The organism is Haladaptatus sp. CMAA 1909 (assembly GCF_043952005.1).
GTDB lineage: Archaea > Halobacteriota > Halobacteria > Halobacteriales > Haladaptataceae > Haladaptatus.
In genome coordinates, this window is the sequence record NZ_JBIOAV010000006.1 from 45,780 (window position 1) to 67,212 (window position 21,433).

Genomic DNA, 21,433 nt, shown 5'->3' on the forward strand with positions numbered 1-21,433 from the left:
CGGCTCGGTCACCTGTTCAACCAGCTTGACGAGATCCGTAACCTGCAACGCAAGATTCCGCGTCTTTTGTGTCAACAGGTGGGTTATCTCCACTTTCGCCCTTAGATCGCGTCTAACCGCTCGGCGAACGACGACGATTCCTTATTCGCATGGTTCAACTCGACCAGCGGTATGTCTTCGCCATTGCGACGGACGACGACGTCCCGCGGCGTCGTAGCATCTTCGGGGACGATGAGGATCTCATAGTCGTCGCTCGACCATTCGCCGGGAATCACAGGCTTCGTGATACAACCCGTTCCATCCCCGTCGAGCCGCCGTTCAGGGTAGGCACTGGCGTCCGAGAAGATGTCTTCTCGTGAGTCAAAGCGCGCATAGAAACGTCCGTCCTGGTCCTCGAGGACATACTGGTTATTTCGTTCGCGCCAGACCGTCTCGGTCATCTCATCCGGGCGGGGGAACGTTGTCCCGTTGATCCGTACCGGATGTCCCGAGTGATTGTAGAACGACCCGTCTTTCGCCGTGAACGGTGGGTCCGTGAGCGTCCCCTCTACAGTATCCGCTGTCTTCTCCCGGCACAAGAACACGCACTTCTGGCCGTTCGTGACGGCTTTCCCAAGGTTGACGAGTGTCTGTGAGGGTTGCGTTTTGCCGGTCGATGACTCGGATTCGAGAGCGACGTCCGCCCCGTCAGTGAGTTCAAACAAGATCGGATAGTCGTCTTCTATCTTTGCACGCACTTCGTCGGCGTTCCGAAGTGAGACGGTCGTCTCAAACGGTACTTTTGCGATGCCATCGGCGGCTTCCTCTCCCGTCTGGATGGGGAGCCGGACGTTCAACCCGGCACGGGTGAGCGGATCGTAGGCGTCCTTGAGTAGTTCGCGATGGTTGCCCTTGCCCGAGGTTGAGGACACGCCCGTCGCGAGGAAGAACGCCCGACCTTCCGGCGTGCATTTGAGGTACATGTCCCCGTCGCGTTCGCTTCGGTCTAATCGCGTGTCGGGGATGTAGTCAACCATCCCCCAGAACTGGGTGCCGCGCAGGGTGTCGAATCCTATCCACTCTTTCGCCTGTTCCCAGACGCGTTCGTCGCGGACGTAGCCATCCGTGTTCTCATCGTCAGTGAGTGCGAGGTCATAGGCGGCTTTGAGGATTAGCGTCTCGCGTTCCTCGGTGAGTTCGTAGTCGTCGTCAGTCTCATCATAGTCGTAGAACTTGGAATCGCGTTTCTGATCCTCGCTCGTCCGGCGGTCACCACCGTACTGTTCGAGCGACTGTTCGATGAGTGCCTCTCTGTCCTCGGCTGTCCGGGCAACGTCCTCAACTTCGTCGATCGGGGGGAACGTGCCGACCTTGTAGGTCTTCGTCGGTTCCCCGTGCTCGTTGTCCGTTCGCATGTAGAGCTGGTACTTCCCGAGGTTGGCCAAGTCCTGTTGGCCGATATCCTCGCTGTGCTGTTTCGCCATGAGACGTGCCTCTCCCGGTCGCTGTGGGTTGAAATTGAGAATCGTCCCACACTGACCGAGTATCGCGTTCTGGATTTGCTCTTTGCCGTCGAGTTGGTTCGAGAGGTCCTGACACGCGCCGATAATCGAGAGGTTCTTCGACCGAGCCAACGACAGTATGCGGGCGATATTCGAGTTGGCCGAGATGATCTTATCAAACTCGTCGAGAATGGAGTAGAACATCGGCGGCTTCTCGCCCATCCGTGACTGTTCACGAACGGCCACCCAGATACGACGGATCAAGGCGGTTGCAACCATCGTCCCCACTGTCTCGGAGGTCGTGTTGTCCTCGACGATGATGATTTTCCCATCACGAATCGCGTCTTCGACGGAGAACGTCGACTTCGGATAAGACACGAGTTCCCGCGTAATCGGGTTCTCGATCCACTGTTGGAGCCGTCCAATCAGTGGTTCGAGGTCCGAATCATCCATGTCCGCCAGTTGCTCACGGGCGTACTCGACAATCCAGTCAATTCGTTCGTCCTCGAGCATCTGGGCGTACTGCTCGCGGCGCTCCTGACTGACGAGCGCGAAATACATGTCGAGCAGCGTGCAATCGTAGCCTGCTTTCGCCATCCCGCGTACCATGTTCCGGACGACGCGCTTCATCCGTGGCCCCCAGTAGTCCTCTTCACCGCCAGCGAGGGAGATGAGTGCCTCTAGGTCGTCGGCCAACGCTTCAACCGCCTCTTTGTACGCGGGCGTGTCTGGGTCGGCACTTGACGGCACTTCAAGGAAGTTGAAACCGACTTGTTTGTCGCGGTTCCCCCCGAGTTCGATGTAGATTACGTCGTCCTCGCGTCCCTTGGGAATGAGTGAAACGACGTCTTCTGCATCGTCACCCTTCGGGTCGTAGAACATCCCACCGACACCGCGGTCCATCATCTGCCGGAAGAGATTCTTCAACAGCGTTGTCTTCCCGTATCCTGTCGACCCGGGAACGAACACGTGGCGTTTAAACACATCCTCGTGAATGCCTGCCTCGGTGCCTTTCCGTGCTCCCGTTCCAATCCAATACGGTTTTCTGGGGGCGCTTGCGTTGAACATCGCGACTTGCCGCTCTAATGGCGTGGCTGTCTCGTCTAATCCTGCACGGGTGAAGTCAAAGCGTGGCGTCCCGATCGGGACGGGAATCCCCGCCCGTGACTCGGAGTAATCGATGTGCGGGTTGTTCACGTCGCCGGAGAGATGGACGACACCCGCCAGTTCCGACGCTGTGCATTTCATCGATGTGTAGTCCTCGAACGACCGGCTGGCTGTCGCTGATAGGAACGAATGCATGTCGCTCCGTGCCGATTTGAACGTCGTATTCCCGACTGGCGTACCGTAGAATCCCTGTCTATTGTGCGACTCATAGAACTCGTCGAGCGCATGCACGACCGAGTGTACCCTGCCTTCAGCGGCCTCTTTCGTGCTCGAGGCCGCTATGACACGGATCTCAATCTCATACATCGATTCATTCTGCTGGTTCTCGATGATGTCCGCGGCTTGTTTCTCGACGTCAGTCGCGGGGTAATCGGTCAGGAAGCGTGTATTCGGCGCTCGCATTCGGTCAGCGACCTTTGCCATTTTCCCGCGGTACCTGAACCCCTGTTGGGAGGGCCGAAAGACGACCTGCAGCATGACATCGGTACTTCCGCCCGTGACCTTCGTCAGAATGTTCTTGAACGGATCTCGGACATTTTTCCGACCACCGTCTTCGTCACCGAACCCGTCGATATCGATGTGCCGGATCGGGTACTCGGTGCTCTTGAAGAAGTGCATCCGGGCTCCGGCCACATACTCATCGTCGTCCCACGTCGGGAACGCCTCAGGAAGTTGTTCGACGGTCGAATCAGGGTAATCCTCGAACAACTGGTCGCGAAGGTTCTTCCCGATGATTCCCGATCCCGGTACGAATCGGAAGTCGAGAATCTCCTCATCATACACAATCTCGAACGCGTGTGTCTCGGGGCTCCCGGCCGTCTCGTGCATCCCGTTCAACAGGGTGATCGCCTCGCGAACCCCGCCCTCACCGCGATAGGGACGTACCTTGTAGACGGGTTTGTCGAGTAGTTCGCTCTCTCGGTCGATGATACCGCGTTCTTTCTCCCCGAGTTCGAACGCTTCAACGTCGCCGATCTTCTTTCGCTTGCGGTTCTGCCGGAGTCGTTCGGTGAGTTCGCTGATTTCGGTTGTCATTAGTCGGCCTCCAATGGTTTCGGGGCGAATGACTGTGGTTCGTTACTGCTCTCTTCCTCGTCAGTCTCGTCGGTCCGTTTCGTGTCGTCCGTCTCACTATCCTCCTGGTCGTCGCTGGTATCGTCGGCCAACTCACGGGCAAGGTAGTCGTCAAAGTCGCCATCGTCGGACTCACGGTAGTCGAGGATAGCCTTCGCGTAGTCACTCACGCGCTTGCGCACTCGATAGACGTCGCCGTCCACGTCGACGAGACACTCGCTGTAGGTCGTCCGCTTATCGTCCCCGGCAGCCAACCCGCCCGCGAGTTGCCCTGCCTGCATATCCGTGAGACCGAATGGTTCGGGGTCAGACAGGCCCATCTTCCCGAAGTTCTGCCACCCCGAGATGGCACACTGTTTGGCGATTCGTTTGGCAGCGTCCTCGTTGAAGTCATCGTCCGCTTGGCTGACGAAGTCGAACATCAACCCGGCATTCCGACCGGCACGAACCATCGACTCAAGACGGCCAGCCTGTGCCGCTTCACGGAAGAGATCGTGCGCTTCGTCGATGACGACATCCACGTAGTTGTTCGTCTGTTTCGCCACTTCCGGAGCAATGGAGAGAATGTAAGCCATCGCCATCCCCTTCTCGACGGCGGGTTTTCCCTCGAACTTCTGCATATCGAAGTACAGAACACGACTCGAAAGGTCAACGTCAGACTCGCCGCTCATCCACTCAAAGGCGGCATCGGGTTCGTCGTCGGGTGTCGGCTTGAACGGCCGAAGTGCCGTGAGGAGCGTCCCCGCGTGCTCGATCATGTCCTCGACCTCGACGTCCGTTCCTTCCGTCGTGTAGTCCTCAGGGTTGTTCGCCGCGTCGCCAAGAACGCTGAAGAAGTCGACCATCGTCGGCGACTTCGCTTTCGAGTGCGTCTCTGGATCGTCGGTGATGCCTGCCTGAGAGTACGTTTTCCGAATCAAGTCGACGAGTGTCGCCCGGAGTTCCTCGGGGTCCGTCGCGTTCTCCTGCAGGTACAGGTAGAACATATCGGCAATCAGGTTGATCTTCGAGGAGAGGTCAGCCGTGAAGCCCTCCCCGTGTTCGTCGGGAGCACGGACTTCGAACGGGTTAATCTTCGTCTCTCCGACCGTGACCTTCCCACCATCGAACGTCTCAACCACGCCATCGAACCCGCGGGCAATATCGACGATAATCGTCCGGAGGTTGCGCTTCCGGAGCATATCGGCAATCAGCAAATCCTTAATGTTGAACGACTTGCCGGACCCTGATCGACCGACCCAGAAGCGATGCGGAACGGAGAGCGTTCGGCGGTCGACCTGCAGCAAGCCGAGTGGTGCACCGGAGCGTGCGAGCGCCATCCCGTAGATGGTTCCCGATTCATGTGTTTGATAGCCGCCCGCCATCGGGAACATCGCTCCCAGCGTGTCGGAGGGCATCTCGAACCGCGTGTCGTTCTGTGAAGCATCGTCGAATACGTCCCCCGGTGTCGGACTCGTGGTTTTCATCGCGGCGAGCTGGCGGTCGTCCGCTTCGGTCGCCACGATATCGTTCGGACCGAGGAACTCCGTCTTGACGTGCTTACGGAGTTGCAAGACTTTCTCTCGGGTGTCAGCGCGCATCGTGACGACCATCGACACTTCGGAACACTCGACACCGTTGTCGCGCATGTGGTCTCGGAGGATGATCTTCTGTGTCGCCGCGACGTCCGCGTCGTCGGCTTTTGCCTGCTTCCCTTCTTTCTCGATCCCCATCGCCGAGAGCCACTCCTGGTCGGTGGCGAGTTCGTCCATCTTGTCGCGGTAGTCGGTCGCGTGCACGTACAATGAGGCGTCCAAACGGACACCGGGAACAGTGAGAGCATCGGTCAGGAAGCCGGGAGAGGGCGACGACGGCCAGCCGACAACCCACAGGCTGCTCGTGTAAAAGTCGTCGTTGACACCCACACTGTTGACCTGCTCGTCGACGTTCGCCGGACCATAGATGGCACGCTCACGCGCGCTCGAGGACGTCTGTTGTGTGAGCCAGTCGCGTACTGGCTGGAGTTTCTGTGTCCATCCGTCCTGGTCGTCGGCGGCGACTGTCTCGTCGCTCTCGTCGGGTTCGTCACTCACGTATGCTGTATCTGGTATTGGCGCGTCAGAGGTGACCTCGGAGTAGGTGAACGACGTCTGTTCGTCCAGCCAGAACTGTCGGAGGTACGCTACACTCTCATCGGCAGAGAGGCGCGTCCCCTTGGAGACGCTCGCGATGGCTTTCTGTACTGTCTCAACCCGGCGGTCGAGGGCGACGGCTTGGTTGTCCTTCGTCGTATCTCCTGACGTGAAGACACTGGATCCAAAGAGATCAGCGAGTTGTGCGATGTATCCCGAATCGGCGGTCGGCGTCTCAACTTCATGCGGGGCTATCCAGACAACGATCGTGCATGTCCGTTCCATCATCCCCGACGTCGCCAGCCACTCGACGTAGTGATCCGCCTGTGCGCTCGCGTAGTCACGCGCCACTTGTGGAAACATCTCGTCAAAGGCCGCTTCGTCGAGAGCGTCCGTCTGTGAGATATCACGCGGAGGCGTCTGTGGCAGGTGAATCTTCACGTCGAAGCCGTCGGACTCGGCTTGTGCGATGTGTTTGTTGATGCCGTTCGCGAGGCTTACGGCGTCGAGAATCCACTCCGCTCGATCGTGTTCCGAAACGTTCTGCAGGTCGACCGAGACGTGCGTGAAGAGTGTCCCATCGTCAGTTTCGAGTGCATCATACTCGGGATGCACGCCCGTCACACCGGGAACGTCCGCCGCGTTCGGGCCCACGAGCGGCATGCGGAAGCGCGAGCGAAGGTAGTCGAATTTTTTCGAGATGGTTTCGAGCGGTGTCGCGTACCACGGCGTTCGTTTGACGGCGAAGTACAACCCGCCCGCCAGTCCCCCCACCGAGATGAAAAGCCACATCACCGGCACCGAGACGTATGTGAGTTCGATGTACGCTAAGAGAGCGGTCGGGAGGACGACGAGGGCTAACTCCCCGATGGAAAGCCCAAGTACCGTTGCGAAGACGCTCCCGGTCGTTTCCTGTGGGATAATCGTTTCAAGGGCGATACGGCCGCCGGAATCACTGTTGTCGTCACTCATGGTTTAGTCCTGCAGTCTGTTTCGGATTTCGTTCAGGCGGTCCTGCCGGAGTTGTTCTAACTCGTCGTTCTCCGGGAAATGGCGCTCAAGTCCGTGCTGGATTTCGCCGCCAGTTTCAGGGTCGATGCTACTGCCGCCACGGATGTTCTGAATCCGTTGGTTGATCGGCTGGGTGTACGTCTGGAAGGTCTGGCGTCCGGCCTGTCCCGTCGCGTAACCGGTGCCACCATCACCAACGGGGTCAGCACCACGCAACCCGCGATGGGTGTCACGTACTCCATTCACTCGCTGACGCGTGTTCTCTTTGACTTCTGCCGCTCGCTCACGCTGGTTCGCATACGACTCTTTCATGCCGTCGGCGGTGGGTGCCGACCCAATAACTCCCACAGACGCCAGTGCTTGGCCGCCTTTCTGGTACATCACGTACGGCATCACGAGACACGCGACGGCCGTCCCGAGCTGCATCGCAATGAGTTGGAGCCCGCCGATGCCGTAGGTTTTGAAGATATCCGTCGTCATCGGCGAGAAACCCACTGACAGGGCGATCGAGACGGGGAGTGTAATCAGCGAGAGCATGAACCACAACTTTGTGAGGCCATCGCCGATCATCCCCAACCCACGAACGGGGAGTGCCTTCAACGCGAAGAAAAACGGTATCCATGGGGTGAGTGCCGTCAGGCCAATGAATCGGAGGCTGACGAGGCTGATGATGACGAGGAAAATCCAGACGTTCCAAAACAAGACGAAGACCATTCCGATCAGCAACACGCCTTTGAGGCTATTCGACGCGATCGATACCTGAGTCAAATCCGCGGTTATCCCGTGGCCGAGTGCGTTGGAGATGTTCAGCCAGAACCCGACGAGTTGCCAGCCCCAGAAGGCCATCACCCACGCAAGGATGAGGTGTTTCGATCCTTGTCGTTCATACCGGGCGGGAAGGATGCCGAAGCCACGCTGTCCGAGTGCGAGGTAAATCCCCGTGGCCATGATGCAGATGAAGAATGTCCATGGCTGGGCGTTGGACTTCCAATCGTGGTATTTCTCGGGCCAGATCGTATTGCCAGGGTCCTGGTACCAGCCACTTCCCCAATGCGGGGCAGGCGTGAACGTGATCATCTTCACAGCGAGCCCCAGAAAGGCGTCAATCAGCCAGAACAGGCCCTTCACGAAGTAACTCAGAATGGTGAGGAAGCCATCCAATATTGAGTTATAAATGAACCCTCCGCCGCCTTTCTGCATTCCCGTCGAGTTATTATACACGCCGAGAGTGCTGTTATTCGAGTTGTATTTCCCGGTCTTGTTCAGATACCCTTGTCCGTATGGGTTAACAGCGGGTCGTTGCGTCATCGTCTGATTCGTCGCGTTTCCAGTGCTCGCATTCGTCGAGTTATCCGTAGGCGTGGCAGTCGGTGGTGACTGGCCCACAGAAAGCCCGACAGTAAACGTACTCACGAGAAGTAGACACGAGAGCACTCGAAACACAGTGTGATTAGTCATGGCGTGATCGAAGGAGGGGGATGATCGGGAGCCTGTGCGTTCAGAATCAGAACATGCAGCCGAGGCCAACATCGGAAAGCGAACTCCCGAACATCCCGAGTACCCACCCGGCGAGTTGCGGGAGTGCCGCGCCAGCGAACAACAAGCCGACAGCAACCCCGAGCGTTTTTCGCGAGCCGGCCTTGCCGTGACTCCCCCCACCGCGCGAGGAAATCATGGATTTTCCACCGACGAAAATTCCGGCGAGAACGAGGATACTTCGGAGCAGTTGCCCGCCCTGGTTGATCCCGTTCGACGCATTGGGGACGTCGCAAGCCCCCGCTGCCGCCACGGGGTCAATGGCGATGAGCGCGACACCAGCGGTGATCGCCAGTGTTTGGGGGGTCGTAAATCGGTGCAAGAATTCGCCGAGACGGTCGATTGTTGGTTTCATTCGGGGCGACCTCGTCCTCAAAGATAACCTGAGGATACTAATAGCTAACCCATAGTAGTCTATCAAAACATTAGCTATCATTTGATAACGATGGCTAACCTTTAGTAAGCTATCAATAGTGGAGGTAACCACGAAGATACTTATGGCTAACTCGGAAACACCTGACGAACGAATGATCACCTACCCGCTCGAGATACCCGATGATGAGGAAGACACGTGGCAAGATTGGAAACAAACCGTCCCCCGAAGTTACCCCAAAGTCGGCGATCGGCTTCAAGAATTCATCAAGAAAGACCTCGAATCACGGTCAGAACACGGCGAAGGACTTTTAGAGCGGTTCGACGAATATGAATCCAACGAGACTGACGAATGAGATGAGTTCCACGAACCTCACGTTCAGCCAGAAAATCGTTCAGACCATCAAGCGGTTCGCCGTAGGGCTCCCGATGCTTTTCATCATCTTTGGTGTCCTCCAGCTCGTCATCCCTGGGATGGCCGCCGTAGCTATCGCACTCATCGTCACCGGCCTCTTTGTGAATATCTACTTCGCCTGAGCCTGCGCCTCAACTTCTCCCGCGAGTTCCTGTACCACTTCCTTGAGTTCCTCCACTCGATCTTGTGCCGCCTGCGCTTCGGCTTTCGCGTCTTCGACGTCACTCCGCAGCGACTCGATATGCTGCTCAACAGCCGACGGTATCGGCCGAGCATCAGTCTGTGCAAGCAGGTCCTCGACTGCCTCACGTCCGCGGTCGGTAAGAGAGAACACTCGGGCAGGAATTCGGTCGCCCTGTTGCTCGTGGGCCACGACCGTAATCAGACCCCACTCTTCGAGAATGTCGAGGTGATAATTCACGGAGTTGACGGTGTCAGTAAGTTCACGCTTCGGTGTCTCGGCCGGATAATTATCGTTAATCGCTAACAGGAGCTCGGCACGGTTGCCACGGAGTTCGTCGATCAAAACATCCCATGACTTGGGTTCGTCCATACTCTCACTATCACGACGACCGTCAAAATTTTACCGGCAATTGCACATCAAATTCATCCTCCCGACAATAATAGAGGCAGAATTACCCATGGGACGGAAGCAAAATCACAACAGAATCAGTGAGACACTGGGTCCTCCTGGCGACTTGGTCCCGATCTCACAGTGGTGGTTGAGAAAAGAATGCAAGCAACCAGAAGAGCATATCAAAGAGTAGAAATAATCGTCTACAGGGAAAATACTGAGCCAGTGACCGGCAAGAGGGCACGCCAGTATGTCACCCGAGAAAATTCAGTTAGAGTGGTGTGAATAGGGCACCCCAACAGGCGGAGAGCCGGAGGAAAGACGCGGTGGTCACGCCACACGAGAACGAAGTGAGTGCGGACGAGGGGACAGTCCAGTCGAGGACACGCGAGGAGAAGAACCAAAGGTGAGACCGTGGGACAGTCAGGCCGTGCCGAACCCAGAGGAATATGACTGAACAACGAAAAGGGGGCAGTCTGCCCTGCCAGGCCATGAGAAAACCACGAATTGAATGTGAGGAGTGCCAGTATCCGTACTGGAGAGGGGTGCCGATGAGCGACACGCAGCCAACCAGTCTTGGTGCACTGGCTGGGGTGCCAGGAGCACGTACCCACGGAATACCCATGTGACGGCAAAGGTGGGATGCCACATGGGCGCCATACTGGGGTGCCAACAGGAGAGCAACTGTCTTCTGCAGAACGCACGAGGAGGTGGCAGTGAACACACTGCCAGACTATCCACAGGAAGTCAGGGTACCGCGCCTGAACCGGTACAGGGCAGCATATTGGACTGTCCAAGGCTACAAGTACAGCAGTAGATGAGCAGGCGAGAGCACGGTGGACTGTCCTCTCCGTACCAGCAGGAGAGTGTTAGATTTAGTAACGGTGGGACTGTCGAGTGAGCGCTGTTTACAGCGGAACCCTGGTGTCTCACCAGCAGGACTGTCAGGAGCTAAGGCTGGCTGTCTGGCCAGGCGAAAAGCAGATGAAAACCGCTGTGTTGCAGCTGGGTGGGCACCCGTGTGTTTCTGCCGGCCGGCCGTCCAGTGGTCACGAGGAGCGGTTATTCGCTCGGCAGCGAGCATTCGATCAGGGGAGTACAGAGCAGTTCAGTTCGCTTCGTTTGGAATAGAATGTGCTTACCGAAAGAGGACTATTACTGAGACAAAGCTTACACCACGTTGGATATATCTGGGGTCTAGAGGAATGCAACAAACACGTCGGAAGATTCTCCAAACAGGTACAGGTGGGATTATGGCCGGTCTTGCTGGCTGCAGCAGTTTCAAACGGACGCTGCTGGGCCATCAGTTGGCTCATCAAATCACGATTATAAATGTTCGATACTCACCACTCCAACTGGACCTCACTGTACGCGATGAATCTGGCAAACCCCTGCTAGAAGAACACTTCCAGATCGCCTACGATCATGCCCAGACCAGTAAGCCGTTTCGTGGAACACCAGCGAAGATTCAGATGGACATTAAGGGGGAGGAGCATCAAACATACGAGTGGCCCCGACCACAACAGGGCCAGTGCCAGGGAGAAACTGAGTCAACGACAACGGTCTCGTTCATGTCCGAGAAAACATACGTACAGGGCAGTTGTGAGACAATCACAACACACTGAAACCTAGTGAGTGTCACTCGTCGTCAGAATGAGCTCAGTCTGTTAGTATATGCTACTAACTAAAATACGCTCCCAATCCGAAGCAAAAGCGATAGCAAGGACTCAAGCAGCAAATCTATAGTTCGTGAAAATCTTCCTCGTATCTATTCCTTGTCGCGAGAACTACTTAAACGAGAATTCGGTCAGTGGCCGTCGCCCTTCTCGACACGGAGTGGCCCACCGCACTTGCTACAGCTGTACTGCTCGGGATTACGTACCGTCTTCGAGCGTCGATACCGAGCAATCCGTCCGCCGCAGTCCTCGCACACGAGCCACCACTTTGGTGTAGTGAAGCGTTCGCAGTGTTGCGAGGTATTGAGGGCGTCCGTCCACTGTGCGAACGTCGAGCCGTGGTCCGCGTCACCGAACTCATGGTACTGCCAGGCGTGAATGAGTTCGTGCCGGACGGTGGAACTGAATTGCTCCCACCCGTGGTGTTGGTAAGCCGTCCAGGTGAGCGCGATTGTAATTGCCTCTGTTGTCGGGTTGTACTTGGTGACCCCTGCTTGTCGTCGCGCTCGGTGTAAGATCTCCCAGTCGATCATTTCGACCGGCAGGTTGGGGAAGTGTTCTGCGGCGACGTTCGTTGCGTGCTGCTGTGCTCGGTCGAGGAGGGCCGTCGGTGTCTCGGGAGTATCGTCGGTCACAACAGTTAGAAACTGTATCAGTAGAATGAGAACGGTAAGAGATATCGGATTAACAACTGCCGAGATTCCGGAAGTCACTCTGGTCACACTTTGAACAACGACATGGTTTCGAGATAAAGGTGGTACCGCATTCTTCGCATTCAAAAATATCACCGGACGCCCGTACCTGCTGTTCGGTCTGCTGAGACGGGGTTTCTGAACGAAAGGCACTGCGTAACCGATGTAGTAGTTCCATAGCAATGCATAGACACTTGCTCTACATACATAGGTTTTATCACCAAAATGCCATAATGGCATTCATCATTACTGTATAGAATATTGTTAATGAAGTCGGCTCATCGATTATGAGATGCCGGTGAAAATCTCATAGTCACAGGTTTCAGGTTCAGCATCGTCTTCATCCTCGAATGGGAAGGCATTGAGCGTGTTGTCGTCGATTCGATTCTTAACTGTTAGTTTGTAGTGCCGAATGCATTGCAGTGGAGGGTAGAGGAGTCTTGGCGATTTAGTTGCCGGATGGGATATATATGTAGAGAGTCAAGGCGAAGAAAGTGGACCGTGATCACCTAAAAATGCCAGACGAACCCCACCCAGATGAAGAGGAGCTAACGGAGTTGCTCGACCAGCTTGAAGACGCCGAAGAGACGGTCGATTCATCCAACCAACGTCACGCGATTCGACGGACTCGCCGACTGCTATCCCATTTTCCGAACGTCCGTCGATTTGGGTTCGATGATATTGCTCAACAGATCGTGGGCGGGTTCATTCTCTCGGCTCCGTTTGTCGTGACTGAAGAGGTGTGGACACTTGCCGCGAGTATGAATCACCTCCAGACAGCGATCACGATTTTCATGGTATTCGCGATCGGTTATGGAACGCTGTATCGCGCAGAAGATCGTGAGGCGGAGATGGAGCGAGCAATCGCTGGAATACCGCTTCGGTTTCTATCGTTGCTCATCGTCTCGTATACCTCTGTGACGATTCTTGCATTCGTCTTTGACGCACCAGACGCATTTAGTGCAACATGGTTTACGACGTTCAAGGCCATCTGTATCGGAGCGATCTTTAGTGTGGTCGGTGCTGCTACAGCGGATAGCCTCTTTTAGGGGTAGAAAGAATGTGAACCGAAGAATGAGACTAATTTGGGAAAACACTCATTAGACGCCTCTTCAATTTTCAATTTGAATTATGGTGTTGAATTTTGTACTGGGTAAGGGTCCAATGATCCCCCTACAAACGGGTAACACACTCACAACCACATCCATCGTCAGCAATTACGTGATTCCCGCCGCATTGTTCCTCGTAATACTCATCGTTGTCTATCTGATCGGACGGAGTGTTCTCATTCCACTGCTCACACGAGTACTGAAAGAGCAGGGACATGACCCAGCTGTTCGGAGTCTGGCTGAGAATGTTGCAGGGATACTCGTCTGGGTGCTTGCCATTGCCCTCGCATTCACGGTTGCTGGCTTTGGCGGTGTTATCGCCGCGTTCGGTGTGTTCGCCGGTGCAATCGTCCTCGCGATTGGGTTCGCCGCACAGGAACTCCTTGGTAACTTTGTTGCTGGGATTTTCATTCTCAAAGACCGCCCGTTTACGGTTGGTGATTGGATTGAATGGAGTGGTGGTGAGGGACAAGTTGAGGACATCGATTTACGTGTGACTCGAGTGCGGACGTTCGATAATGAGCGAATCACCGTCCCGAACGGTGATTTGGCGAATGATGCAGTGAAGAATCCAGTTGCCTATGATAAACTTCGACAGAAATTCGTCTTCGGAATCGGCTACGATGACGACATCGACCATGCAAAGGACGTGATTCTCGACGAGGCTCGGCAACACGGAGAGATTCTCGCAGATCCAGCACCGGATATTCGGGTGACTGAACTTGCTGATTCGTATGTCGGCCTGCAAACTCGGTTCTGGATCGGTGAGCCTGGTCGAGGAAACTTCACGCGAATTCGGTCAGAGTTAGTCCAAGCAGTAAAAGAACGGCTTGATGCTGAGGCAATCGACATGCCGTATCCAGTCCGAACGCTTGAAGGATCGATCGAGGTCTCGGAGTAACTGGGTACAACCCGACGTCGCTTTTCTAACAAAGAGTTTATTTTATTCTTCCTTCGCTACCTACTCTCGATTATTGGGAACCACTCTGTCGTATATCCTGTTTTTGGGAGGATCCACCGCTGCTCAGGACCCCGTTCACTCACACGAAGCTCAATCGTTGCGTCGAATACTGATCCGATTTTATCCATTGGGAGTGAATCCCGATCCTGTGGCAGCGTGTAATAGCCGAGTCCCTCAATACCACGGACAGCACGACAGATGTGAATTAGAAACGTCGCAATGTCAGTCGTTGCTGCTTCCATCACTGGCTGAAGCGTATCGACATAGAGTTGAACATCAATTGACTGATCATCCCGTACGTATTCTTCCTGCATTGCTACCGAGTGAATGAGAGCAGTTTGAAGATCAGCTAAAGTTCCGCTGATGGGCGTGATCTGGGCGTTTTCTTGTGGGCTGGTTGTTGCTGCGGCCGTTGATCGGACTGCTGCTTGATAATCAACGATTTCAACAGTGCCTGGCAGTGGCTGAGCTGGTGTTGTTTGGCGTTGAAGTGCGGTTGGAGAGCGATCTAGTAGAGCAAATAGATCATAACGGGTCGAATCGGGCTCGTTCATGAGATAGGACCGTTCAGCGTTGAAAACGTCACCCGGAACGTCCCCGACAACCAGAATATTCCCGCCATTCTCCTTGAGTTGGGCAAGTTCGGACCGGATTGTAATCACCCCATTTCCCGAAACGGTGATGAAGTACCCTTCAAATCCGAATGAAACATAGCCATTGGTTCGTGGTGTACCATCAGCCAAAGGCTGGAAAAGGTCGTTTAGTGCATCTGGATTGATCCGGTCAGAGAGTCGTTCCGTCACCGCTTGAGAGTCAACCCCGATAGCATTCGCAACAGCGAGGACGACTTCTGTTCCGAGATCATTGGTTGGCGCATACTCGTATGTGATTGCATCTGTTGAGCCGAATGGAGCGCCAGCGAATTCAGTAGCCAATGGAAGATCCGCATCAAGCTCAGGGACGAGCGGTTCGTTGGTAATGTGAATTTCACCGGGTTGTCGAACTCGGATCGCATGATCATGCCACGAGAAGATGACTTCGGTTGAAAGTTGGTGAGCAGAATCAAGCGTGAATAGTTCGTCAAGCGCTTCGGGGTTAACCACGTTGTAGAGAGGATCAAGTGTGCGTGAGTCTGTATCCAGAACAGTTCCCATAGCTGCACTAAGACGAATACTGAGGGTTTCGCTGTCGTCTTCAGTTGGCCTGAAGTGTTGGCAGTGCTCTGATTGGAATATTTCGCGAATCGTGTGCTGCTCGCTGACCATAGTAATAGAGACATTATCGCGTTGCACAATTGAAAGCTTGTTGGTGTGAGGTGTGGTCTCTTGGCACCTTGTGGTGACTCTAGTCAATATTGCTTTTGTCGAATTCTTCCTCAACGCAGAGCGACCCGCCGCAGTCCCCACAACTGTCTTCTCAGGCAGTTTGACGTTCCTCAAGCGCTGGAAGTGCGGAAGTTGTCCACTGCACCGCTCGCAGTACTGCGACGTATCGAGCTTATCCATCTACCGTGTAAACGTTGCGCTGTGATCCACTTCCGCGAACTCATGACACCGCCAGACAGTTTGTTACAACCTTATTACTCCCCAATTACTTTGAGTAGAATCGGTAAGAAACAGTTCAGCAGCGTAATCGTTACTACACGAAAATTATTTCAGAATAGAATGTTTATTCGGAAATATCGATGGTAAGCCGTGAAAATTGGATAACGATTGCCTTTATCGTTGTAGCCCTCCCCGCAGCATACGCAGTCGAATTCTTACTGAAATCAAATGGCATCGCTCAAAATATGGCCTTCATGATCTCGTTTTTTGTACTGCTTGTTGTTGGCGTTGGTCTCCCAAGATTCGTAACGCGTAGTGGATGACCTTAGTCACGCACTAACTGTACTTGACTATCTCAAGTAGTACTGTCTTCGTCGTCTGAATTACATCGTATCTGTTAGCCGTGCATCCGCACTTTCTATGAGCATTCGCTGGTCGGTGATATCTGAGAACGTCAACTGGCGTACGATTGAAAAAAAAGACTGAAGCAGTGGTTAGTTCGGCAGTTCTGTTCGTCCCGTCCGCACGCACGGCCAGCATGGGAAGCCACCGAGACCCTCACAGTCGCAGTTTCGGGTTCGGCGTCGTCGGTTGCGTTCTCGACGGCAGCCATGTGTTTGCAGAAGGCGTTCCGGTGGACGTGATGCGGGCACGTGCAGGCCATCAGTTCGTTGGTCACATCGTCGATGGAGACTATGTACTGGTGGTCTGCGGGGTTCTCGTGGTTCCCGTTGGTGACGTTCATCTAGCAAAACTTACCATCGAAATTGAGCTACTGTAAAAAATTAATAGCCCAGAAACTCGTTAAGTGTTCTAAATTCCTCAGGGGAAAGGATAACTTCGGTGGTTAGCTCATCGAGCCGATCGAAGTCATCATCTAAGGTGAGTATTGTTTCCGCTCCCTCCTCAATAGCAACTTGTGCATAGTACCCATCCCAGCCATCGATATTCATCTCACCTGCATACTCAAAGCCAGCTCGAACAGTGTCTTCAGCAAGTTCCTCGTACCAATGAACCCGCTTTGCATCCATGAATCGTTGCATGAGCGCAGAGGCTCTCTCGTTCGAGAAACCATAAACAGATGAGAGGATGTGATGAGCGCCAATAAGAGATGCATGCGGGACAATTGCCTGTATCTCCCCAGCAATTGCTTGTCGGACGTAGGTGAGCGCCACATCGCTGACCGGCGTCCCTGCATGTGCGAGGGCAGTTACTCCAACATCGAATAGATACGGTTCATCACTCATCGCTCGTCTCTTCGCTATTTGCTTGCCGTCGAATAGTGTCGACGTGGTGCTTGGCTTCGACATCTAGCTCGTCGTATTCGGATTGGTCTCTGTGTGCCGCGGCATCTTCGATGATCGTTTCGAGATCAGCAATGATTTGATCGGGTTTGTCCTCCGGTTCGATAACTGCTTTCCCGTCTTCTTCGTGGATTTCGACTTCGGTACCGGGTGTAATTCCGAGCCGTCGGCGGACGTTTTGTGGGAGAACAATTCGTCCCTTTGAGTCTACTTTGCTCATATTCCCACATACAGTGGGAATGAGCTTAACCATTGTGCCTCACATAGTATTTTCGTTACTTCCGCCCAAGTCATTAAACGAAAAAAGGAGGTTGAGTAAGGTTAGTTCGGTAGTTCTTTTCGTCCCGTTCGCACGCACGGCCAGCACGGGAAGCCACCGAGGCCGTCACAGTTGCAGTTGTCCGGTTCGGCATCGTTGTCGTCCTCGGAGGGGAAGGCGTTGAGTGTTCCGTCGTCGGTTGCGTTTTCGACGGCGGCCATGTGTTTGCAGTTGGTGGTTGACGTGATGCGGGTAGGTACAGGACAGTAGTTTGCCGGTTACATGACCGAGAATTCCGCCGATCTCAATGAACAAGCGCGAATAGTCAGGTGAATAAGCGAGTACCGTTCATAGGATTCCAACATCTTCAGGGACAATTGTGAGTCCGAGGGTTCGGAAATCACTGTCAAAGGCAAATACATGGGTAGCATCTCGTTCATCTGCCAACACACCAGTCATGTGATCAACAAAGGAAATTTGCTGATCATCATACCGGCCAAATTCTGCACACGTGTTTGCGAACGCTGCTGGACCAGGATAGAGAATTGTCAAATTCGGTGATTCACGAACGCGTTGAATCCCCTCAACAGCTGCGGCGTGGCCTAGTTTTCGAAGCATTAGGGTTGCGAGTTCACCGACTGCGAAGCTACTAATATAGAGCGGTCGGTATGGAGCCTCACCAGTTCGAATTTTCTGCATGACGACGCGAGCAGCATCATGCCGTTCATCGTTTGGATTGAAGACGGCGAAGAGCGCGCCGGTATCAACAAAGAGAGAACGAGCAACGTCAGCGGTAGATGTATTTGTCGGCATTATTCGTCGTCAGAATCCGCTTCGATAGGACCATAGAGGTATTCGTCGACGTTTGCAGCATCTGTCGGTTCCTCACTTGCAAACGATGGTGGCTCTGCAAAGAGTGGATCATCGGGATCGAATTCTGTCGCTGCTTGAGCGTCATCCGCCCGCCACCACAGGACGGTTCGTCCTGATTTGCGTCGATGGATACGCCCTTGCTCATGTAGCTGGCCAAGCTTTTGTCGGGCGGCCTCTGTTGAACAGTCGAGAACGTCGGCAACGTCGCGTGAAGTGATCGTCGGGCCCTCGATTTGATCGAAGACACGGAACACACGCTCAAGTGTGATTGTTTCAACATAGTGGCCGGAGTCTGTGCGTGATTGGTCGCTCATAAGAATTGATAGCATTCCGATTGCCTTAACCGTATTGGAATACGCAAATGGTCGCTGAAGCGGTGGTTAGTTCGGCAGTTCTTTCCGTCCCATCCCTACGCACGGAACCCGTTGAGGCCCTCACAGTCGCAGTCTTCAGGTTCGGTCTCGTTGTTGTCCTTGGACGGGAATGCGTTGAGCGTTCCGTGTCGGTTGCGTTCCCTCAAAAACAGTATGTCAGAAGCACTCCGTTCAGTTCGACCTCAATCTAGCAGTGCTGTATTTATGAACTGGTCGAGAATGCGAGAAAAAGATTTTCCAGCTTTCGTGAGCGAAACAGTTTCAGCGCTTGGATCGTATTCGATTAGCCTTGCATCCTTTAATCGAGGAAGGTGCAAATGATGCAGTGATGCAGAAAGGCGTTCGGTATCTGTTGGTGCAATTTCATCAACAGTCGTTCCATACTTCAGATTTGCGAGGACATTGAGGAGCTCACTCTGAGACATCGGTTGCACATGGTCATCCAGGACGTAAAGAATACTTCGCCGATGTTGATTCGCTAGTGTGGTAAACACGGCATCGATTGAAACACCAACCCATGTTTCCAGTACTGACTCGTATTCTCTGTACAGTTCTTTCTCACTTACCTCGTTGTACTCACAGCACTTTTCTCCCATACTTCCCATGATAGCTTCTTTGTTCCCTTGTGGCTGTTCCTGCTCAATCAACGGTTTTTAAGTGGGGCAGGAGATGAGGAGTGTGAGCGTTAGCTTGTCTCGCCCGAAAAGCGTACTGCCTGCTCGACGATTGTTTTCGTAGCACGGCGAAGTCGATCAGAGAGTGCTTGCGTGCTAATCTCGAATTCCGCGGCAAGCTCCTCAAGAGTGATGCCCCGGGGTGTGTCAAAGTAGCCGCGAGTCACTGCCAGCTCGAGAGCTTCGCGCTGTTTCTGTGAGAGGGTGGCAGTATCCAAGCTAGCGCCCATATCCTGGACTGCATAAATGCGATCCACATCAATCGAGATGGATTTGTCTTGACTAATGGTATGAAACTCCGAGAGATGCTCGTGTGAGGAGAAAAGCAGGCGGAATCGCCAATCCTGGCTGCCGTGACCCTTTGCATCCAAGATAGTGGCGTTGGTCTCCACAAGCCCATCGAAGAAGGTACCAGGAGAAACTACCCATTCAATCGCGTAGAGTGTCCGATCAGCGGTTTGTTCGACCATTTGAAGATCAAGTACATGCTCGTTTTCAGGAACACGTTGTTCGAAGGTACTGATACCATCACCGTAGACCCAAAATAACGGAAGAACGTTGTTGTCGACAGGAACGACCTTCTCAAAATTGATATACAAGTCTGGATTTGCAGTTAGGAGTTCTCCAAGTGGAAAGGCATCTGCTGGAACGGTGAGTTCAGCAATGACCGCCATACATGGTTAGGATGTAGGGGGCAGTATTGACGTGAGCGATTCGTTTCGAGCAGTCGAAAACTCCTCTGTTTACTTCATAGCGGGAAAGAACAAAAGCAGTAGTTAGTTCGGCAGTTCTGTCCGTTTTGTTCTCACGCAGGGCCAGCACAGGAAGTTGATAAAATCATGATAATTGTACTCTTCTAACTCAATATTTCTGCTTTATTCACAGGCAGTTATGCAGATTTCGGGTCACAATCCTACCCTTTAGGGTGGGAGGGATGTCAATAGGGCACGAGGACCCAGAGAGATGTTACTCCGGGTTCGGCTCATCAATATTCACGACGAGCGGTCCGGTGCCAACAAAATTCAGAAGCCACACGTGTTCTTCTTCGGTTGGATTGATATCCCGATGGACCGTCTTGGGTTGAATATGCATGAAATCACCAGCGGCGAGTTCTTGCCGTTCACGCCCATTCGATTCGTACTCAAAAGCGGCCACACCGTTGAGGAGGTATCCATAGACGTGTCGGTCTCCGTGATGGTGCCACCCTGATGTAGTCCCACCGGCTGCATGCGCTCGAATCATAATGTTATTGCTCGTTTTGAATGCGACCTCACGGACGATGCCGGGTGTATCCTCACCTCTTTCCAAATCATCAGGTGTTACGACGTCAATTGCAGCCATTGTCCCACGCTCATGCATCACGTGGAGCTATGCGAGCAAAGCTGTTATCTCTGTCCGGCATTACCTTCGATTTCCATTTGCTGGGTCGTTTGTGGATCGTCGGTTACAGCAGCCACTTTCTCTGTAAGCATTCACTGGTCTTTGACAACCGAGACTGACAAAGAATCTTCTAAATAGGTCAATCATCCTATTCGGGAGTCCGAACGTGAAATTCTCTGCTGAGACAATCAGTAACTTTCAGTCTCAAATACGAGGTATGAGCCACCTTGTGCCCGATTACGCCTCGTATGTTTCATTCCAGAGGACCGTATCCAAGTGGTCGATGAACCGGGTCATACGACCGTCCTCCAGTTCGCAGACGTGCGCAAAGGGAACATCAAGATGATTACCTGATGTTCTGTGCTTTCCACGGAAGGTACCAAGGACAACAATTGTGTCACCGCCGTCGATGAACTCGTCGGTGTCAACTTCGAAATCTTCGAAGTCCTCAAGACAAGGGGTAAACACGTTCTCCAGGACTTCCTCTGGACCGCGATACGTTCCACCGTACATGTCCCCCTCAGGCTCGACCCACTTGATATCCTCAGCCATCGTGGCCATCGGTGTGTCGATGTCACCCTCGTTGAACGCGTCGTAGACGCGCTGGACACGTTCGACATTGCTTTTAGCCGCAGTGCTCGCCATGGTTCTTCACCAAGTGGTATGTACGTCGCCCAAAAGCATAAGGATAGATATATGCTAGCACACCACTCCCACGATTTGACACCATTCTTATTCCATCAAACACGCTACGCTACATCCACGCTTTCCGTGAGCGTTCGCTGGTCGGTGATATCCGAGAACGTCAATCATCATGTTATAGAAATAAACTGGAGCGAGTTCGCT

Annotated in this window: 21 protein-coding genes; 4 read left to right on the plus strand and 17 right to left on the minus strand. The window is 53.8% G+C overall.

The window, feature by feature from the left end:
- Nucleotides 1–101 precede the first annotated feature (101 nt).
- The 4 genes from ACGYLY_RS27175 to ACGYLY_RS27190 form a co-directional block, all read right to left on the minus strand.
- Nucleotides 102–3,683, minus strand: coding sequence for a type IV secretory system conjugative DNA transfer family protein (locus ACGYLY_RS27175; protein WP_395285872.1), 3,582 nt, complete (start codon nt 3,681–3,683; stop codon nt 102–104).
- Entirely contained in the window at nt 3,683–6,805 is a 3,123-nt protein-coding gene (locus ACGYLY_RS27180) for a VirB4 family type IV secretion system protein (RefSeq protein WP_395285871.1), read from the minus strand. The genes ACGYLY_RS27175 and ACGYLY_RS27180 overlap by 1 nt, the downstream gene beginning before the upstream one ends.
- Before the next feature lie 3 nt (nt 6,806–6,808).
- Nucleotides 6,809–8,152, minus strand: a complete 1,344-nt coding sequence (locus tag ACGYLY_RS27185) for a hypothetical protein (RefSeq protein ID WP_395285870.1) — start codon at nt 8,150–8,152, stop codon at nt 6,809–6,811.
- Nucleotides 8,153–8,348: 196 nt separating this feature from the next.
- Nucleotides 8,349–8,735: a hypothetical protein gene (locus tag ACGYLY_RS27190; protein WP_395285869.1), complete on the minus strand. Its 387-nt coding sequence runs from the start codon at nt 8,733–8,735 to the stop codon at nt 8,349–8,351.
- A 118-nt stretch (nt 8,736–8,853) separates the two neighbouring features.
- On the opposite strand from ACGYLY_RS27190, the gene ACGYLY_RS27195 reads away from it, so the two are divergent.
- Together ACGYLY_RS27195 and ACGYLY_RS27200 are read left to right on the plus strand one after the other, a co-directional pair.
- Nucleotides 8,854–9,108: a hypothetical protein gene (locus tag ACGYLY_RS27195; RefSeq protein ID WP_395285868.1), complete on the plus strand. Its 255-nt coding sequence runs from the start codon at nt 8,854–8,856 to the stop codon at nt 9,106–9,108.
- A gap of 1 nt (nt 9,109) precedes the next feature.
- On the plus strand, nt 9,110–9,289 hold the full coding sequence (locus ACGYLY_RS27200; RefSeq protein ID WP_395285867.1) for a hypothetical protein: 180 nt from the start codon (nt 9,110–9,112) through the stop codon (nt 9,287–9,289).
- Here the strand turns inward: ACGYLY_RS27200 and ACGYLY_RS27205 are convergent.
- Both ACGYLY_RS27205 and ACGYLY_RS27210 read right to left on the minus strand, forming a co-directional pair.
- Nucleotides 9,277–9,720 (minus strand): hypothetical protein, encoded by a 444-nt coding sequence (locus ACGYLY_RS27205; RefSeq protein WP_395285866.1) that lies wholly within the window; start codon nt 9,718–9,720, stop codon nt 9,277–9,279. The genes ACGYLY_RS27200 and ACGYLY_RS27205 overlap by 13 nt on opposite strands.
- A 1,828-nt stretch (nt 9,721–11,548) precedes the next feature.
- Nucleotides 11,549–12,052, minus strand: a complete 504-nt coding sequence (locus ACGYLY_RS27210; protein ID WP_395285865.1) for a SprT-like domain-containing protein — start codon at nt 12,050–12,052, stop codon at nt 11,549–11,551.
- Nucleotides 12,053–12,744: 692 nt separating this feature from the next.
- Here ACGYLY_RS27210 and ACGYLY_RS27215 point away from each other — a divergent pair.
- Together ACGYLY_RS27215 and ACGYLY_RS27220 are read left to right on the plus strand one after the other, a co-directional pair.
- Nucleotides 12,745–13,158, plus strand: coding sequence for a DUF2391 family protein (locus tag ACGYLY_RS27215; RefSeq protein WP_395286014.1), 414 nt, complete (start codon nt 12,745–12,747; stop codon nt 13,156–13,158).
- A gap of 115 nt (nt 13,159–13,273) precedes the next feature.
- Nucleotides 13,274–14,119, plus strand: coding sequence for a mechanosensitive ion channel family protein (locus ACGYLY_RS27220; RefSeq protein ID WP_395285864.1), 846 nt, complete (start codon nt 13,274–13,276; stop codon nt 14,117–14,119).
- A gap of 56 nt (nt 14,120–14,175) precedes the next feature.
- Here the strand turns inward: ACGYLY_RS27220 and ACGYLY_RS27225 are convergent, their stop codons facing one another.
- The 11 genes from ACGYLY_RS27225 to ACGYLY_RS27275 form a co-directional block, all read right to left on the minus strand.
- The gene (locus ACGYLY_RS27225) at nt 14,176–15,684 is read right to left on the minus strand and encodes a HalOD1 output domain-containing protein (protein ID WP_395285863.1); all 1,509 of its coding nucleotides are present in this window, start codon (nt 15,682–15,684) and stop codon (nt 14,176–14,178) included.
- 493 nt (nt 15,685–16,177) lie between these two features.
- Nucleotides 16,178–16,468: a hypothetical protein gene (locus ACGYLY_RS27230; RefSeq protein ID WP_395285862.1), complete on the minus strand. Its 291-nt coding sequence runs from the start codon at nt 16,466–16,468 to the stop codon at nt 16,178–16,180.
- Between the two features lie 40 nt (nt 16,469–16,508).
- The gene (locus tag ACGYLY_RS27235; RefSeq protein WP_395285861.1) at nt 16,509–16,970 is read right to left on the minus strand and encodes a type II toxin-antitoxin system VapC family toxin; all 462 of its coding nucleotides are present in this window, start codon (nt 16,968–16,970) and stop codon (nt 16,509–16,511) included.
- Nucleotides 16,963–17,247: an AbrB/MazE/SpoVT family DNA-binding domain-containing protein gene (locus ACGYLY_RS27240; protein ID WP_266082512.1), complete on the minus strand. Its 285-nt coding sequence runs from the start codon at nt 17,245–17,247 to the stop codon at nt 16,963–16,965. Before ACGYLY_RS27240 ends, ACGYLY_RS27235 begins: the two co-directional genes overlap by 8 nt.
- Nucleotides 17,248–17,348: 101 nt before the next feature.
- The gene (locus ACGYLY_RS27245) at nt 17,349–17,507 is read right to left on the minus strand and encodes a hypothetical protein (protein WP_395285860.1); all 159 of its coding nucleotides are present in this window, start codon (nt 17,505–17,507) and stop codon (nt 17,349–17,351) included.
- A gap of 127 nt (nt 17,508–17,634) precedes the next feature.
- Nucleotides 17,635–18,099: a type II toxin-antitoxin system VapC family toxin gene (locus ACGYLY_RS27250; protein ID WP_395285859.1), complete on the minus strand. Its 465-nt coding sequence runs from the start codon at nt 18,097–18,099 to the stop codon at nt 17,635–17,637.
- The gene (locus ACGYLY_RS27255; protein WP_395285858.1) at nt 18,099–18,473 is read right to left on the minus strand and encodes a transcriptional regulator; all 375 of its coding nucleotides are present in this window, start codon (nt 18,471–18,473) and stop codon (nt 18,099–18,101) included. Before ACGYLY_RS27255 ends, ACGYLY_RS27250 begins: the two co-directional genes overlap by 1 nt.
- A gap of 242 nt (nt 18,474–18,715) precedes the next feature.
- A complete protein-coding gene (locus tag ACGYLY_RS27260; RefSeq protein WP_395291313.1) occupies nt 18,716–19,138 on the minus strand; it encodes a hypothetical protein in 423 nt (140 codons plus the stop codon).
- Between the two features lie 80 nt (nt 19,139–19,218).
- Nucleotides 19,219–19,881, minus strand: a complete 663-nt coding sequence (locus ACGYLY_RS27265) for a helix-turn-helix domain-containing protein (RefSeq protein ID WP_395285856.1) — start codon at nt 19,879–19,881, stop codon at nt 19,219–19,221.
- A gap of 292 nt (nt 19,882–20,173) precedes the next feature.
- Complete coding sequence (locus ACGYLY_RS27270; RefSeq protein WP_395285855.1) at nt 20,174–20,548, minus strand: cupin domain-containing protein; 375 nt, start codon at nt 20,546–20,548, stop codon at nt 20,174–20,176.
- Between the two features lie 276 nt (nt 20,549–20,824).
- Complete coding sequence (locus tag ACGYLY_RS27275) at nt 20,825–21,232, minus strand: nuclear transport factor 2 family protein (protein WP_395285854.1); 408 nt, start codon at nt 21,230–21,232, stop codon at nt 20,825–20,827.
- Between the last annotated feature and the right edge of the window lie 201 nt (nt 21,233–21,433).